A 15,022-nucleotide genomic window follows, 5' to 3' on the forward strand; every position below is an offset into this window, starting at 1 on the left:
CGGAACTCAGTTAGGAGATTTCGGGGCGGAGCCCCGGCGGCGGGGCGTGGCGGTTCAGCCCCGTTTCAACCGCAGGTCGGCGGTGCGGGCATGCGCCTCCATGCCCTCGTGGCGGGAGATCCTTGCCGTGACGTCGGCGAGGCGCGGCAGCGCCTCCGGCGCGACGCGCTGCCAGGTGACGGTGCGCAGGAACTTGTGGACCGAAAGCCCGCCGGTGTAGCGCGCGGCGCCGGAGGTCGGCAGCACGTGGTTCGGCCCGGAGGCCTTGTCGCCGAAGGCCACGGTCGCCTCGGGCCCGAGGAAGAGCGAGCCGTATGCGTTGAGGCTGGCCTTCCACCAGTCGAGATCCGCCGCCTGGACGTGAAGGTGCTCGGGCGCGATGCGGTCTGCCTCGGCCACCATGGCGGCGCGGTCGGGGACGGTGATGATCTGTGCCAGCCCCTCCCACGCAAGCGCGGCCGCGGAGCGGTTCGGTTCTGGCAGGGCGGCGATGCAGGCCGGGGCCTCGCGGGCCACGGCCTCGGCCAGCGCCGGGCTGTCGGTGACGAGCCAGACCGGCGTGTTCGGTCCGTGCTCGCACTGGCCGACGAGGTCGAGCGCCACGGTGTGGGGGTCGGCGGTGGCATCGGCCACCACCAGCACGTCGGTCGGCCCGGCCAGCATGTCAATGCCGACGCGCCCGAAGAGCTGGCGCTTGGCTTCGGTCACGTAGTCGTTGCCGGGGCCGACGATCATGTCCGATTTCGGCAGGCCGAAGAGGCCGAAGGCCAGCGCCGCGACGCCCTGGATCCCGCCGATGGCGAGCACCTTCGTCGCGCCGCAGAGCTTCAGGGTATAAAGGATCGCGTCGGGCACGCCGGCCGGCGCGTCGGCGCGCGGCGGCGAGACGGCGGAGATCTGCGGCACGCCGGCAACGCGTGCGGTCGTCACCGTCATCAGCGCCGAGGCGATATGGCTGTAGCGCCCGCCCGGCACATAGGCCCCGGCGGCGGCGACCGGCAGCAGGCGCTGGCCGGCGAAGAGGCCGGGGCGCAGTTCCACCTCCATCTCGGTCAGCGTGGCGCGCTGAGCTTCGGCGAAGCGGGTGATGTTTTCATGCGCCCAGTCGATCGCGTCGCGCAGGTCGGCGGGGACGCGGGCGCAGGCGGCCTCGATCGCATCATCGGGCACAACGATCTCGCCCTGCCAGCCGTCGAGCTTGCGGGCATGGGCAAGGGCGGCTTCCTCGCCGCCGGCCTCGATCTCGGCCAGCATGCGGGCGGCGGTCTGGGCGACCGTCTGGGCGGCGGAGTTGGGGGATGCCTGCTCTGCCGCGTCGGTCCGCGGCAGGCTGCGCTTCGGGAAGCTTTCGGTCATTCTGGGATCCTGCTGCCGCGACTGCTCGGGCGTGTGGGTAGCGATCCGGGGGCGGATGTCCAGTGATTTCTCCGCCCCCGGTCGCGCCGGTTCAGCCCACGTCCTCTGGCCCGGGGGCGCGTTTCTTGCCTGTAATCATGGCCAGGATCAGGCTTTCGCCATGCCTGCGGCTGGCCAGCAGCACCCCGGCGAGGTGCATCAGCACCAGCAACAACAATCCGTGCGCGCACAGAGAATGCAGGATCTGCACCCAGGCGATGCCGTAATAGGCGTCGGTCGTCTCCATCCAGCCAGTGAGCGCGGTGGCGAGCATCCCCAGCATCAGGGCCACCACCATCGCGCCGCCGGCCGGGTTGTGGCCGATGTAGCGCGCCTCGCGCCCGGTCGCGATGTCGCGGAGATAGGCGAGGATCACGGCCGGATGGCGCACGAACTGGGAAAACCGCGCGTAGGGCGTGCCGACGACGCCCCAGAGGAGCCGCATCAGCACCAGCGCGCCCGCCGCGTAGCCCGCCCAGTGATGGATCGCGGAAAGCCCCCCCTCATGCGAGAGGTAGGCCACGACGAAGCTCGTCACCAGGGACCAGTGGAAGAGGCGGACGAAGGGGTCCCAGACCCGCGCCAGGCCGGAGGCCTGGCGCGTCTGATCGTGCGGGGGCACCTCAGCCCTCGCCGGCTTCGGCGTTGTCGACCTTCTCCAGCGTCTCGGCGTTGAAGGCGACGTTGACGCGCTTGCCGTGGCCGTCGAGCGCGTAGACCTCGTAGCAGCCGCCCTCGGTCTTGATGCGGCGGACCTTGAGGCCCTGGGCGTGGAGCTTCTTCGTCAGCGTGGTCTTGGGCTGGAACTTGGATGCCGGGGCGTGGCTGCACATTCCGCCGGCGAGTGCGGGACCCGCGAGGGTGGCCATGGAGACGGTCACGATCAGGGTACGAAGCATGGAATTCTCCAAAGATTTAAGGGCGGAAATGTCCGCCGGGTTTGCCTGTCAGGCGGCCTTTATGGCCGTCCCGGGGGCGGGATATCTGCGGCGGGCTGTCAGCTTCCTGACGCGTTCGGGGGCGGGTGAAATACGTTGCAATTTCTTGCCAGCCGGGGAAACTCGACGCATCGGGGCAGCATCAGACAGCCCATGGGAGGACTGCGGATGATCAAGCGCGAGGCGGCCGCCCCGGCGCGGCGGATCACGGCCGAGGCGGCGGCCGCGATGGTCGAACCCGGCATGTGGCTGGACTACGGCGCGATCGTGAACCAGCCGGACGCCTTCGATGCGGCCCTGGCGAAGAGGGTCGGCGAGCTTTCCGGCATCAAGGTGCGCTCCTGCCTGACCGTCCGGCCGCGCGCGATCGTGGAGGCGGACCCGGAGGGCGCGCATGTCCATTGGGTGAGTCTGCATTTCTCCGGCTACGACCGGAAGAAGCACGACAGCGGGGTCTCCCACTACATGCCTGTGAATCTTGGAGAAATCCCGGATTACTACCGGCGCTTCATCGACCCGGTGGACATCGTCGTCATCAAGACCTGCCCGATGGACGAGAACGGCTATTTCAACTTCTCCTGCGGGACGCTCTGGCATCACGCGGTGATCGAGCGGGCGCGCTGCGTGATCGTGGAGGAATGCGAGGGGCTTCCCTACGTCATGGGGGCGGAGACCGGGGTGCATGTCTCGGAGGTCGACTACATCATTCCCGGCGACGGCCGCGCTGCGCCGGAGCTGCCGAACCCGCCGCCCTGCGACGTGGACCGCGCCGTGGCCCGCCAGATCTGCGCCGAGATCGACGACGGGGCCTGCCTGCAGATCGGGATCGGGGGCATGCCGAACGCCGTCTGCGGGCTGATCGCAGAGGCCGGGATCAAGGATCTCGGGATCCATACCGAGATGCTGACGGACGGGATCGTGGAGCTTTACAAGGCCGGCCTCATCACCGGGGCGAGAAAGCAGATCGACGTGGGGAAGATCGTGGCGACCTTCGGGCTCGGCTCGAAGATTCTCTACGATGCCATTGATCGCAATGCGGATTTCGACTTCCAGCCGGTGGACCATACCAACCTGCCGCACCGGATCATGCTCAACGACAACGCGGTGGCGATCAACAACACCACGCAGATCGACCTGCAGGGACAGGCGGCCTCGGAAAGCGACGGGCACCGGCAGATCTCGGGCACCGGCGGGCAGCTGCAGTTCGTGCGGGGGAGCTATGCTTCGAAGGGGGGCAAGAGCTTCATGTGCCTGTCGTCGGTCTATGAGCGGAACGGGGTCAGGAAAAGCCGGATCGTGCCGCGGATGACGCCGGGGAATACGGTGACGACGCCGCGGACGGACATGATGTATGTGGTGACCGAATACGGGATGGTGAACCTGAAGGGGAAGTCGGTGCCGGAGCGGGCGCGGGCGCTGATCTCCATCGCCCATCCCGATTTCCGCGAGGAGCTGGAGCGGGAGGCCTACGAGGCTCGGATGATCCCGCGGGGGTTTTTCTGAAAATCGGTTAACCGGGGGGTGCCGGGGCGGACGGGCGGCCGGGGCGGCGGCCTGAGCCTTGCTGCGCAAGCCGCTGTTGTGGCTTGAAAAACGGGGTGCCGATTCAACACAGCTTTCGCACCGCTTTGACACCGTAATGTACCGTATTTCGGGACGGTGGTGGGGTGGTTTGCGCAACGGGTTCGACCCGACGGAGTGGTGCGCAATGAATGCGCACCCTACCGGTCATCGCGGTGAGGAGGGTCAGGGAGCGCCCGCCGTCACGCCGGAGGCGTCAGCCTCGCTATTGGCCGGGAAACAGCGCTCTCAACTCGGCCTCGGAGTAATAGCCCATGGCGAGGTCGTGGGCGACGGCCTCGGGGTCTCGCCGGGCGGGATTGCCGTAGCCGCCGCCGCCGGGGGTGCGGACTTCGACGCGGTCTCCCGGCTTCAGGGGGATGTCCTGGGCCTTCGACAGATGCTCGGGCGTGATCGGGGTGCCGTTCTGCCAGACCGTGACCTCGTTCACCGCGCCGTCGGAGCCTCCGAGCGCGCCCTGGGGGCCGAAGCGGCCGTGGTCCATAACGAAGCTCGCGCGGGCCTCTCCACGGCGAAGCTCGACCATGTAGTCGAGCCCGAAGCCGCCGCGGTGCTCGCCCGCGCCGCCGGAGCCCTCGCGCAGGCGGTAGTGGTGGTAGAGGACGGGGAACTGCTGCTCCATGATCTCGACCGGCGGCGCCTTGGAGATGCCGATGGTGGAGCAGCCGTTGGAGATGCCGTCGCCCGAGGCCGCGCCGCCGTAGCCGCCGCCCGAAAGCTGGTACATGACGAAGTCGCGCCCGGTTTCCGGATCGTGGCCGCCAAGGGCGAAGTTGCCCGAGGTGCCGGCAGGGGCGGCGGTGACGCGCTTCGGCAGGGCCGGGGCGAGTGCGGCGAAGACGGCCTCCGCGATCCTCTGGGAGACCTCGGCCGCGCAGCCGGAGACGGGGCGGGGGTAATGCGCGTCGAGGAAGGTGCCCTCGATGCCCGTCACCTCCAGCGGTTCGAAGGCGCCGGCGCTGATCGGGACCTCGGGGAAGATGTGGCGCATGGCGAGGTAGACGGAGGAGAGGGTTGTGGCCCTGACCGAGTTCATCGGTCCGGTGCAGGGGGCGGAGGAGCCGGTGAAGTCGAAGCGGAGGCCCTCGCCCTGCCGCGTGACGGCAAGGCGGATGGCGAGCGGTTCGTTCACCACGCCGTCGCTGTCGACCCAGGCGGTGGCCTCGTGGCGGCCCTCCGGTATCTCGGCGATGAAGCTTTCCATCTGGCGGGCGGCGCGGCGGCGCAGCTCGGCAATGGCCCCGGCCACGGTGTCGTCCCCATAGCGGTCCATCAGGGCGGAGAGGCGCTCCTCTCCCACCATCAGCGCCGCCGCCTGCGCCTTCACATCGCCGATGCGTTGCGAGGCGACGCGGATGTTGGAACAGATGATGGCGTAGATCTCGGCGTCGAGCGTGCCTTCCTTGAAGAGGCGCACCGGGGGCAGGCGCAGGCCCTCCTGCTCGACAGAGGTGGCCGAGGCGGAGAAGCCGCCGGGCACCGCGCCGCCGGTGTCGGGCCAGTGGCCGGTGTTCGACAGCCAGCAGAAGATTTTTCCGCCCCGGTAGAAGGGCTTGGCGAAGCGCACGTCCATCAGGTGGGTGCCGCCGAGGTAGGGGTCGTTGACGATGTAGATGTCGCCGGGTTTCGGGGCTGCGGCCTCTCCCTTCGCGATCATGGCGATCAGCGTGCGGGTGGAGGCCTGCATGGTGCCGACGAAGACCGGAAGGCCGCCCGCGCCTTGCGCGATCAGGCTGCCGTCGGCGGCGTCGTAGATCCCGTCGGAGCGGTCGTTGGCCTCGGCGATCACCGGCGAGAAGGCGGCGCGGGAGAAGGTGAGGTCCATCTCGTCGCAGACCTGCTGCAGGCCGGCCTCGATGACCGAGAGCGTGATCGGGTCGATCATGCCGCCCCTCCCAGCGTTATGAGGATGTTGCCGTCGGCGTCGGTCCCGGCCCGGTCGCCGGGCTCGATGACGGTGGTGGTGTCCATCTGCTCCAGGATCGCGGGGCCGGTCAGCGCCGCGTCGGCGGGCAGGTGGTCGCGCCAGTAGACCGGCGTCTGGTGCCAGGCGCCGGCGAAGCGGACCCGGCGGGTGCCGGTCTGCGCCTCTGCCAGGGTGGCGCGGCGCTGGGCGGGGTCGATCAGGGTGGAGAGGTCGAGCGCGGCGCGGGTGCCGATGACCGAGGTGTTGGCGTTGACCACCGCCGCCGCGGCACCGGGCAGGCGGATGCGGAAGCGGTTGTAATAGACCTCCTCGAAGCGGGCGAGCAGGGCCTCGCGGGTGATCTCGGGCCCGTCGAGCGGGACGCGGAGGAGGTGGGTCTGGCCGCGGTACTGCATGTCGACCGAATGGAGGCGGCGGAGCGCGCGCAGGGCGACCGGTTCGGCGCGGATCAGGCGCTCGCCTTCGGTGGCCTGCTCTTCCAGCGTTTCGGAAAGCCGCGCCATATCAAGGGTGTCGAGGGGCGTGTTCAGCGTGTGGACGAAGTCGTGGCGGAGGTCGGCGACGGTGCAGCCGAGCGCATTTGTGATGCCCGGGCGGGCCGGGATCAGGACGCGGGGGATGCCGAGTTCACGCGCCAGCGCCGTTGCGTGGAGGGGGCCCGCGCCGCCGAAGGCGAAGAGCGTGAAATCCCGCGGGTCGGCCCCGAGCGAGACGGAGACCATGCGGATCGCGCCGGCCATCCTAATGTTGGCGAGGCGGATCACCGCCTCTGCCGCGTCGAGGGCGGAGAGATCCAGGGGTTTGCCGAGCTTTTCGGCGAAGGCGGCCTCGACGGCGGCGAGGGGGGTGGCGGAGGCGGTGAACTTAGCCGGGTCGAGGCGGCCGAGCAGCAGGTTCGCGTCGGAGATCGTGGGCTCCGTTCCGCCGCGCCCGTAGCAGATGGGTCCGGGCTGGGCGCCGGCGCTTTCGGGGCCGACGGCCAGCAGGCCCGCGGCGGTGACGCGCGCGATGGAGCCGCCGCCCGCGCCGACGGTCCTCACGTCGACCATCGGGACGTGGATCGGCATGGCGTATTCGATCTCGATCTCGTTCGAGACCGGCGGCTCTGCGCCGCGGATCAGGGCGACGTCGGTGGAGGTGCCGCCCATGTCGTAGGTGATGAGGTTGGCAAGGCCTGCGCGGCGGCCGGTATAGGCGGCGGCCATGACGCCCGAGGCGGGGCCGGACATCACCGTCTTGGCGGCCTCGCGGCTGACGGTGAGGGCGGAGACCATGCCGCCGTTGCCGTTCATCACCAGCACCTCGCCCCTGTAGCCGCCTTGGGCCAGCTCGCCGGTCAGCCGGGCGAGGTAGCGTTCGAGGAGCGGCTGGACCGAGGCGTTGACGGCGGCTGTCACGCCGCGCTCGAATTCCCGGCTTTCGGAGAGGAGGGAATGGCCGGTGGTGATATGGGCGTTGGGCCAGAAACGGGCGAGGATCTCTGCCGCGCGCCGCTCGTGGGCGGGGTTCGCGTAGGCGTGGAGGAAATGGACCACGACGGAGACGCAGCCCTCGTCGAGGAGCTGGCGGCCGGCGGCCTCGACCGCGGCCTCGTCAAGCGGGATCAGCGGGTGGCCGGTGGCGTCCATCCGTTCTGGCACCTCGAGGCGGAGGTTGCGGGGGATGACCGGCGTGAAGCTGCCCGTCATGCCGTAGGCCTGCGGCCGCGTGCGGCGGCCAAGCTCGAGGATGTCGCGGAAGCCCTGCGTGGTGATCAGGCCGGTCTTCGCCAGTTTCCGCTCCAGCACCGCGTTGGTCGTGGTGGTGGTGCCGTGGACGATCAGCGCCGTGGCGGGCAGGTCGGCGCCGGCGGCAGTGAGCGCGGCGAGCACGCCGTGGGCCTGGTTTTCCGGCGTGGTCGGGACCTTGGCGAGGCGGACGGCGCCGCTTTGCGGGTCCGTCAGGATCAGGTCGGTGAAGGTTCCGCCGACGTCGACGCCGATCAGCTGGCCCTCGGCCATGGCTGCCTCCGGAGATTGTTCGCATACAAACGATGCCCGGCGGCGGGGCGCCTGTCAACGGGGCTGGCGGGGTGGGGCGGGCCTAGCCGAGCCGGGTGAGGAGGGCGAGGAAGGTCTCGGCCTCGTCCTCGGTCAGGGGGGCGAGGGTTTCGCTGGTGATGCGATGGGCGGAGGGGCGGGCCCTCGCGTAGGCGGCCTTGCCCTCCGGCGTGGGGGCGAGGACGAGGCGGCGGCGGTCGGCGGCATCGGGCAGGGCCGCGACGAGGCCCTTGTGGCGGAGGCGGTCGACCACGCCCTTGATCGTCGCCGCGTCCATCGAGGTGGCGCGGCCGAGGGCGTTCTGCGAGATGGGGCCGAGCTCGCAGAGCTTGGCGAGGGCGGCGAACTGGGTGGGGGTGAGGCCGGGGAGCTGCGCGGCGAAGATCGCCAAGTGGCGCTGGTTCGCCCGGCGCAGGAGGAAGCCGACCTGGATGTCGAGCTGATAATCGTCGGGCGGTGTATGATCCATGCGGGAATGATCCCGCCCCGGGCGGGTTTGTGCAAGCGGATTTGGGGGGGCGGGCGGTGTGGGCTTGGTGGTGAGGAGGCCGGGGGAAGGCGTGGACGCCGGGGCAAGGTGCGCAATGAATGCGCACCCTACGGCGGGCCCGGGCCCGCGGGTGCCATTTTGAATTGACAGGGCGGGGGAGGCGGACGCAGGATAATGTTTGTATGCTAATGAATATCTGACCGGGGAGGCAGAGTTGGCCGAGTATGTCCGGCCCCGCAGCCTTGAGGAGGCGCTGGCGATTGCCGGGCGCGGGGCCAAACCGCTTGCGGGCTGCACCGATCTTTTCCCGGCGACGGACCGGCCGGCGCTCGGGGGGGCGCTGCTCGATCTGACAGGGGTCGAGGGGCTTTCGGGGATCACGAGGACCGACCGGGGCTGGCGCATCGGGGCGGTGACGCGCTGGGCCGAGGTGGCGGGCGCCGCGCTGCCGCCCGCCTTCGACGGGCTCCGTGCGGCGGCGCGCGAGGTCGGGGCGATCCAGATCCAGAACGCGGGAACGGTGGGCGGCAATCTCTGCAACGCCTCTCCGGCGGCCGACGGGGTGCCGCCGCTGCTGACGCTCGACGCGAGGGTAGAGCTCGCCTCTGCCGCCGGGCGGCGGGAGATGGCGCTGGCGGAGTTCGTCACCGGGCCGCGGAGGACGGCGCTGGCGGAGGGGGAGATCCTGACGGCGGTGATCGTGCCCGAGCCGGCGGGGCGCGGGGCGTTCCTGAAGCTCGGGGCGCGGTCCTCGCTGGTGATCTCCATCGTCATGGCGGCGGGGCGGATCGACGTGGCCGGGGGCCGGGTGGCGGAGGCGGCGTTCTCTGTCGGGGCGTGTTCGCCCGTGGCGGTGCGGCTGCCGGCGCTGGAGGCGGCGCTGGCGGGGCTGCCGGTGGCGGAGGCCGCGGACCGCGTCGAGGCGGGGCTGGTAGTGCCGGCGCTCTCGGCGCTGAGCGACCTGCGGGCGGAGGCCGGCTATCGGGCCGAGGCCTCGGTGGTGCTGATCCGGCGGCTGGTGGCCGGGCTGACGGGAGGGGCGGCATGAACCGGCGGGCGGATATGGTGGAGCTGACGGTCAACGGCGCCCGGGTGGCGGTGGCGGCGGACCCCGCGCGGCGGCTTTCGGAGGTCCTGCGCGAGGATCTGGGGCTCCGCGGCACCAAGGTCGGCTGCGACGCGGGCGATTGCGGGGCCTGCACGGTGCGGGTCGACGGCGCGGCGGTCTGCGCCTGCCTGATGCCCTTCGGCCAGGCCGTGGGGCGGAATGTCGAGACCGTCGAGGGGCTGGGGGGAGAGCGGCTCTCGGCCCTGCAGGAGAGCTTTCTGCGCCACGGGGCGGCGCAATGCGGGATCTGCACGCCGGGGATGCTGATGGCGGCGGCGGTGCTGCTGGACGCGGTGGCGCAGCCGAGCCGGGCGCAGGTGGAAGACGCGCTGGCGGGCGTTCTGTGCCGCTGCACGGGCTACGCGGCGATCGTCGATGCGGTCGTGGCGGTGGGCCAGGGCGCGGCCGGGCCGGTGCCGGAGGCGGGTGCTGCGGTGGGCCAGCGGGTCGAGCGGCTCGACGGGCGGGCGAAGGTGACGGGGGCGGAGGCCTTCGGGGCCGATGCGGCGCCGGAGGGGGCGCTGGTCGCCCGCGCGGTGCGCTCGCCCCATTTCGCGGCGCGGTTTTCCTTCGGCGACCTGGCGGGCTGGGCCGCGGCGCGCGGCGTCGAGGTGTTCACCGCCGCGGATATCGAAGGGATCAACAGCTTCGGCGTGATCCCCGATTTCGCCGATCAGCCGGCGCTGGCGGAAGGCGAGGTGCGCTTCCGCGGCGAGGCGGTCGCGGTCGTCGCGGGCGAGGCGGAGATGATGGCGGCGCTCGATCTGGGCGATTTCCCGGTGAGCTGGGTGCCGCTGGAGGCGATCACCGATCCGGGCGCGGCCATCGGCGGGCGGCCGGTGCTGCCGTCGCGGTCCCAGAACGTGCTGGTGCGCGGCCGGGTGGCGCGGGGTGCGCCGGAGGCGGCACTGGCGGGCGCGGCGGTCGTGGCGGAGGCCGAGGTCCGCACCGCCTTTGTCGAGCATGCCTATATCGAGCCGGAGGCGGGTGTGGCCTGGATGGAGGGCGACGTGCTCGCCATCCGCGCCTGCACCCAGGCGCCGGGGATGGACCGGGCGGATGTGGCCCGCGTCCTCGGCCTTCCGGCGGAGCGGGTGCGGATCATCCCCTCGGCCACCGGCGGGGGGTTCGGCTCGAAGCTGGACCTGTCGCTGCAGCCGCTGATCGGGCTGGTGGCGCTGAAGACGGGGCGGGCCTGCCGGATGGTCTATTCGCGAGCGGAATCGCTGCAATCGACCACCAAGCGGCATCCGGCGCGGATGACCGGGCGGATCGGGACGGATGCGGCGGGACGCGTCACGGGGATGGTGTTTCAGGGCGCCTTCGACACCGGGCCCTATGCGAGCTGGGGCCCGACGGTGGCAAACCGGGTGCCGGTCCATGCCTCCGGCCCGTACCTGACGCCCAATTACCTGGCCGAGACAGTGGCCCTGCACACCAACAACCCGGTCTGCGGCGCGTTCCGGGGTTTCGGCGTGCCGCAGGCGGCGCTGCTGCAGGAGCTTCTCTACGACGACCTCGCCGGGCGGCTGGGGATGGACCGGCTGGCCTTCCGGCAGGTCAATGCGCTGCCGGAGGGCGGGCCCTCCGTCTGCGGGCAGGAGATGCGGGGCGTCGGCATCGGCGCCTGCCTCGACGCGCTGGCGCCGCGCTGGGCGGAGGCCTTGGGCGAGGTCGAGGCGTTCAACGCGGGGGGCGGGCGCAGCCGCCGCGGGATCGGGGTGGCGAGCTGCTGGTACGGGTGCGGGAACACCGCGCTGCCCAACCCCTCGACGATCCGGATCGGGATCACGCGGGATGGGCGGCTGAGGCTGCACCAGGGGGCGACGGATATCGGGCAGGGCTCCAACACCGTGATCGCGCAGATCGCGGCGGACGGGCTGGGCGTGGCGCTGTCGGCGATCGAACTCATCGGGCCGGATACCGCGCTGACGCCGGATGCGGGCAAGACTTCTGCCTCGCGCCAGACGGTGGTCACCGGCAAGGCGGCGCTGAGGGCGGCCGAGGCGCTGCGCGCGGCGATCCTCGGGCGGACGAACAAGGGGCCGGAGGCGCGGATCGCCTTCGGGCCGGGCCGGGTGCTGGTGAGCGATGCCACGGGGACGGCGGAGATCGCGCTGGCGGGCCTTGCCGAGGATGCGCGGGGCTATGTGCTCTCTGTTGAGGAGAGCTATGACCCGCCGACGCTGGCGCTGGACGAGAACGGGCAGGGCTCTCCCTATGCCGTCTACGGCTACGGCGCGCAGATGGCGGAGGTCGAGGTGGACATGGAGCTCGGCACCGTGAAGGTCACGCGGATCACCGCGGCGCATGACCTTGGCCGGGTCATCAACCCGATGCTGGCCGAGGGGCAGATCGCGGGCGGGATCGCGCAGGGCCTCGGGATGGCGCTGATGGAGGATTACGTGCCGGGGCGGACGGAGAACCTGCACGACTACCTGATCCCCACCGTGGGCGACATGCCGGAGATCGTGCCGATCCTGATCGAGGTGCCGGACCCGGAGGGGCCCCTGGGCGCCAAGGGCCTTGGCGAGCATGCGCTCATTCCGACGGCGCCGGCGATCCTGTCGGCGGTGCGCCATGCCTCGGGCGCGCGCATCACGCGGCTGCCGGCGCTGCCGCACCGGGTGCTGGCGGCGATCCGGGCGCCCGGGCAGGAGGCCGCGAAATGAGCGAGGCGCCGGACCTGCGCGGCGATACCTCGGGCGGCACCCCGCATGAGGGCCGGGTGCGGGCGGAGAAGATCCGCTGCGATGCCTGCCCCGTGATGTGCTACATCGCCGAGGGTCAGGCCGGGGCCTGCGACCGCTATGCCAACGAGGCGGGACAGATCATCCGGGTCGATCCGCTGACCGTCTTCGACCGGCGGCTGGCGGCGGGGGACGAGATCCGGCCGTTTCTGGCGGGTGAGGCCGGGGCCGGGGCGGGCGGCGATCTGGAGATCACCGCCATCGGGGCGGGGACGACCTATCCCGATTACAAGCCCGCGCCCTTCATCGTCAGCCGCGAGATCGAGGGGGTCGACACGGTCACGGTCGTCACCGAGGCGATCTACTCCTATTGCGGCGTGAAGGTGAAGATCGACACCGACCGGCATATCGGCGAGGAGGCCTCGGTCGTCCGGGCCGGGGGCGAGGCGGTGGGTCTGGTGATGACCTCGGAATACGGGTCCCGCATGCTGTCGCTGGGGGGCGTCGATCACCTCACCGGCGGCACGAAGGCGGAGGGGCGGGCGACGCTTTCGACGCTGATGGACCTCTGCAACCGCAAGCCCGTGGAGCTGTCGGTGGAGGGCGGCGCGACGCTCATCGTCGAGGCCGGGAAGGCGCCGGTGGTCGACGGGGTGCCGGAGGCGCGGATGCGGGTCGGCTGCGGATCGGCCACCATCGGGATGTTCGCGAGCCAGTGGCAGGGCCTGGTCGACGAGGTGGTGGTGGTCGACGACCATATCACCGGCGTCGTGAGCGAGCATCAGGCGGGCAAGGTGCTGGGCTGGCCGGATACCGGGATCAGGATCCTGGGCCACCGCTCCACCCCGGGGCGGTATTTCCGGGTGGCGGGACCGGGGCTCGGCTGGGGCGGCACGGATATTTCCGACCCGCTGGCGATCCTCGGCGAGTGGCGCGCGGCCAAGGGCGCGCGGCCGGGGCTGACGCTGCTGATGGTCTCCACCACCGGCGAGCATTCGGGGTTCTACGAGCTTGACGCCGATCTGCGCCCGGTGGCGCGGGAGATGCCGGAGGCGCTCAGCGCCTCGGTCGCGCTGATCGCGGAGAACTGCGAGCCGGCGCTTTGCACCGTGATGTTCGTCGCGGGCTCCGGCGGGTCGCTGCGCTCGGGGGTGACGCGGAACCCGGTGCGGCTGACCCGGGCGGTGCAGGCGGGACGCGTCAAGGTCTCCTGCGGCGGGGCGCCGTGCTACATCTGGCCGGGCGGCGGGATCACCATGATGGTCGATGTGATGCAGGTGCCGGAGGGGGCCTTCGGATCGGTGCCGACGCCGGCCCTGGTGGCGCCGCTGGAGTTCACCATGGCGCGGGACGACTACCGCGCGATCGGCGGGCATGACGCGGCGGTGCGGAGCCTTGCGGATGTGCTGGCGAAGGGCGGCGACTACGGCAGCGCGGTCCGGGCGCTCGGGCCATGAGCGCGGTGGCGGCAAGGCTGCCCGACGGACGGCGGCTGCATCTGCAGCACGGGCCGATCGACCTGATCGTGGAGGCCGACGCGGGCCATCGCGAGGCGGCCTACGCGCGGGCCTCGGCCCGGTTCGCGACGGTGCTGGACGAGCTGGTGGCCGAGCTGCCGGTGCTGCGGCAGCCGGCGGGGACGGGGGTGCTTCGCGGTCCGGTGGCGCGGCGGATGGAGGCGGCGTGCCTGCCGCATCTGCCGGTCTTCGTGACGCCGATGGCGGCGGTCGCCGGGGCGGTGGCCGACGAGATCCTGGCCGCGATGGCCGGGGTTACGGGCCTGGAAAAGGCATGGGTGAACGATGGCGGGGATATTGCGCTGCATCTGACCGGGGCGGAACGCTTCACGGCCGCGATGGCGGGTGGCCGGGTGGAGATTTCGGCCGCGGATCCCTGGCGCGGGGTCGCGACGTCGGGCTGGCGGGGGCGGAGCCATTCGCTGGGGATCGCCGACGCGGTGACGGTGATCGCCGGGACGGCGGCCGCGGCCGATGTGGCGGCGACGCTGATCGCCAACGCGGTAGACCTGCCGGGCCATCCCGGGATCGCGCGGCGGCCCGCCTGCGAGCTTGCGCCGGACAGTGACCTCGGCGCGCGGCCGGTGACGGTGGGCGTGGGGCGGCTTTCGCCCGGCGAGGTGGCCGAGGCGCTGGTCCGCGGGCTGGCGGTGGCCGAAGAGATGCGGGCGGGGGGGCTGATCGGCGCGGCCTTCCTGGCCCTGAACGACCAGACCTGCGCCACGGCGCTGAAGGAGCTCAACCATGCCTGACTTTCCGATCCGCAAGACCATGATCTTCGTCGAGGACATCCATCACGACGGCGGGCCGGTGGCCAAGCTGCCGCGGCGGCGGGCGGCGATCGTGGCTGTGGTCGCGAACCCCTATGCCGGGGCCTATGTCGAGGACCTGGCGCCGGGGATGGAGGCGCTTAAGCCCCTCGGGCTGATGATGACGGACCGCCTTATCGAGGCGATGGGCGGGATCGAGGGGATCGACGGCTACGGCAAGGCCGCCATGGCGGGCGAGGCGGGCGAGCTGGAGCATTCCGCGCTCTGGCATGTGCCGGGCGGCTATTCGATGCGCGAGCGGCTGGGAGAAGCGAAGGCGATCGTGCCGTCCTCGATGAAGGTGGGCGGGCCGGGGACGCGGATCGACATCCCGCTTGGCCATATCAACGCGGCCTATGTGAGAAGCCATTTCGACGCGATGGAGGTCGGGCTGCCGGATGCGCCGAAGGCGGGGGAGCTGATGTTCGCGCTCGCCATGTCGCGCGGCGGGCGGGTGCATGACCGGATGGGCGGGCTTGCCGTCGCGGATGTGAAGGGGCTCGACGGATTGCGGTAGGGGCGCTGGCC

12 protein-coding genes are annotated in these 15,022 nt (G+C 71.4%); 6 read left to right on the plus strand and 6 right to left on the minus strand.

What is annotated here, in order from left to right; all coding sequences use genetic code 11:
- Positions 1-54 precede the first annotated feature (54 nt).
- The 3 genes from hisD to EIP85_RS03635 form a co-directional block, all read right to left on the minus strand.
- A complete protein-coding gene (gene hisD, locus EIP85_RS03625; RefSeq protein WP_127900782.1) occupies positions 55-1,356 on the minus strand; it encodes a histidinol dehydrogenase in 1,302 nt (433 codons plus the stop codon).
- A gap of 91 nt (positions 1,357-1,447) precedes the next feature.
- Positions 1,448-2,017, minus strand: a complete 570-nt coding sequence (locus EIP85_RS03630; RefSeq protein ID WP_206615443.1) for a cytochrome b/b6 domain-containing protein — start codon at positions 2,015-2,017, stop codon at positions 1,448-1,450.
- Position 2,018: 1 nt separating this feature from the next.
- The gene (locus EIP85_RS03635) at positions 2,019-2,294 is read right to left on the minus strand and encodes a PepSY domain-containing protein (protein WP_127900783.1); all 276 of its coding nucleotides are present in this window, start codon (positions 2,292-2,294) and stop codon (positions 2,019-2,021) included.
- Positions 2,295-2,501: 207 nt separating this feature from the next.
- Between EIP85_RS03635 and EIP85_RS03640 the strand changes: the two genes are divergently transcribed.
- A complete protein-coding gene (locus EIP85_RS03640; RefSeq protein WP_127900784.1) occupies positions 2,502-3,836 on the plus strand; it encodes an acetyl-CoA hydrolase/transferase family protein in 1,335 nt (444 codons plus the stop codon).
- Positions 3,837-4,119: 283 nt separating this feature from the next.
- Here EIP85_RS03640 and EIP85_RS03645 read toward each other — a convergent pair whose 3' ends face one another.
- The 3 genes from EIP85_RS03645 to EIP85_RS03655 all read right to left on the minus strand — a co-directional run bounded on the left by EIP85_RS03645 (position 4,120) and on the right by EIP85_RS03655 (position 8,349).
- Positions 4,120-5,799 (minus strand): hydantoinase B/oxoprolinase family protein, encoded by a 1,680-nt coding sequence (locus EIP85_RS03645; protein WP_127900785.1) that lies wholly within the window; start codon positions 5,797-5,799, stop codon positions 4,120-4,122.
- Positions 5,796-7,841 carry a hydantoinase/oxoprolinase family protein gene (locus EIP85_RS03650; protein ID WP_127900786.1) on the minus strand — a complete coding sequence of 682 codons (2,046 nt, stop codon included), beginning with the start codon at positions 7,839-7,841 and terminating at the stop codon, positions 5,796-5,798. The genes EIP85_RS03645 and EIP85_RS03650 overlap by 4 nt, the downstream gene beginning before the upstream one ends.
- An 82-nt stretch (positions 7,842-7,923) precedes the next feature.
- Positions 7,924-8,349, minus strand: a complete 426-nt coding sequence (locus EIP85_RS03655) for a MarR family winged helix-turn-helix transcriptional regulator (RefSeq protein ID WP_127900787.1) — start codon at positions 8,347-8,349, stop codon at positions 7,924-7,926.
- 235 nt (positions 8,350-8,584) lie between these two features.
- Between EIP85_RS03655 and EIP85_RS03660 the strand changes: the two genes are divergently transcribed.
- The 5 genes from EIP85_RS03660 to EIP85_RS03680 are packed head-to-tail and all read left to right on the plus strand — an operon-like array spanning position 8,585 to position 15,011.
- Positions 8,585-9,418 (plus strand): FAD binding domain-containing protein, encoded by an 834-nt coding sequence (locus EIP85_RS03660; RefSeq protein ID WP_127900788.1) that lies wholly within the window; start codon positions 8,585-8,587, stop codon positions 9,416-9,418.
- On the plus strand, positions 9,415-12,150 hold the full coding sequence (locus EIP85_RS03665) for a molybdopterin-dependent oxidoreductase (RefSeq protein WP_127900789.1): 2,736 nt from the start codon (positions 9,415-9,417) through the stop codon (positions 12,148-12,150). The genes EIP85_RS03660 and EIP85_RS03665 overlap by 4 nt, the downstream gene beginning before the upstream one ends.
- Complete coding sequence (locus tag EIP85_RS03670; RefSeq protein WP_127900790.1) at positions 12,147-13,625, plus strand: 6-hydroxynicotinate reductase; 1,479 nt, start codon at positions 12,147-12,149, stop codon at positions 13,623-13,625. The genes EIP85_RS03665 and EIP85_RS03670 overlap by 4 nt, the downstream gene beginning before the upstream one ends.
- Positions 13,622-14,437, plus strand: coding sequence for a UPF0280 family protein (locus EIP85_RS03675; protein ID WP_127900791.1), 816 nt, complete (start codon positions 13,622-13,624; stop codon positions 14,435-14,437). The genes EIP85_RS03670 and EIP85_RS03675 overlap by 4 nt, the downstream gene beginning before the upstream one ends.
- Complete coding sequence (locus tag EIP85_RS03680) at positions 14,430-15,011, plus strand: amino acid synthesis family protein (RefSeq protein WP_127900792.1); 582 nt, start codon at positions 14,430-14,432, stop codon at positions 15,009-15,011. The genes EIP85_RS03675 and EIP85_RS03680 overlap by 8 nt, the downstream gene beginning before the upstream one ends.
- The last annotated feature ends 11 nt before the right edge of the window (positions 15,012-15,022 follow it).

This window comes from Solirhodobacter olei (genome assembly GCF_004010155.1).
In the GTDB taxonomy this organism is placed as follows: domain Bacteria; phylum Pseudomonadota; class Alphaproteobacteria; order Rhodobacterales; family Rhodobacteraceae; genus Solirhodobacter; species Solirhodobacter olei.

Coding starts and splice junctions, on each gene's coding strand:
- hisD (WP_127900782.1), bottom strand. CDS start 1,356: ATGACCGAAAGCTTCCCGAAGCGCAGCCTGCCGCGGACCGACGCGGCA.
- EIP85_RS03680 (WP_127900792.1), top strand. CDS start 14,430: ATGCCTGACTTTCCGATCCGCAAGACCATGATCTTCGTCGAGGACATC.
- EIP85_RS03665 (WP_127900789.1), top strand. CDS start 9,415: ATGAACCGGCGGGCGGATATGGTGGAGCTGACGGTCAACGGCGCCCGG.
- EIP85_RS03670 (WP_127900790.1), top strand. CDS start 12,147: ATGAGCGAGGCGCCGGACCTGCGCGGCGATACCTCGGGCGGCACCCCG.
- EIP85_RS03675 (WP_127900791.1), top strand. CDS start 13,622: ATGAGCGCGGTGGCGGCAAGGCTGCCCGACGGACGGCGGCTGCATCTG.
- EIP85_RS03650 (WP_127900786.1), bottom strand. CDS start 7,841: ATGGCCGAGGGCCAGCTGATCGGCGTCGACGTCGGCGGAACCTTCACC.
- EIP85_RS03640 (WP_127900784.1), top strand. CDS start 2,502: ATGATCAAGCGCGAGGCGGCCGCCCCGGCGCGGCGGATCACGGCCGAG.
- EIP85_RS03635 (WP_127900783.1), bottom strand. CDS start 2,294: ATGCTTCGTACCCTGATCGTGACCGTCTCCATGGCCACCCTCGCGGGT.
- EIP85_RS03645 (WP_127900785.1), bottom strand. CDS start 5,799: ATGATCGACCCGATCACGCTCTCGGTCATCGAGGCCGGCCTGCAGCAG.
- EIP85_RS03655 (WP_127900787.1), bottom strand. CDS start 8,349: ATGGATCATACACCGCCCGACGATTATCAGCTCGACATCCAGGTCGGC.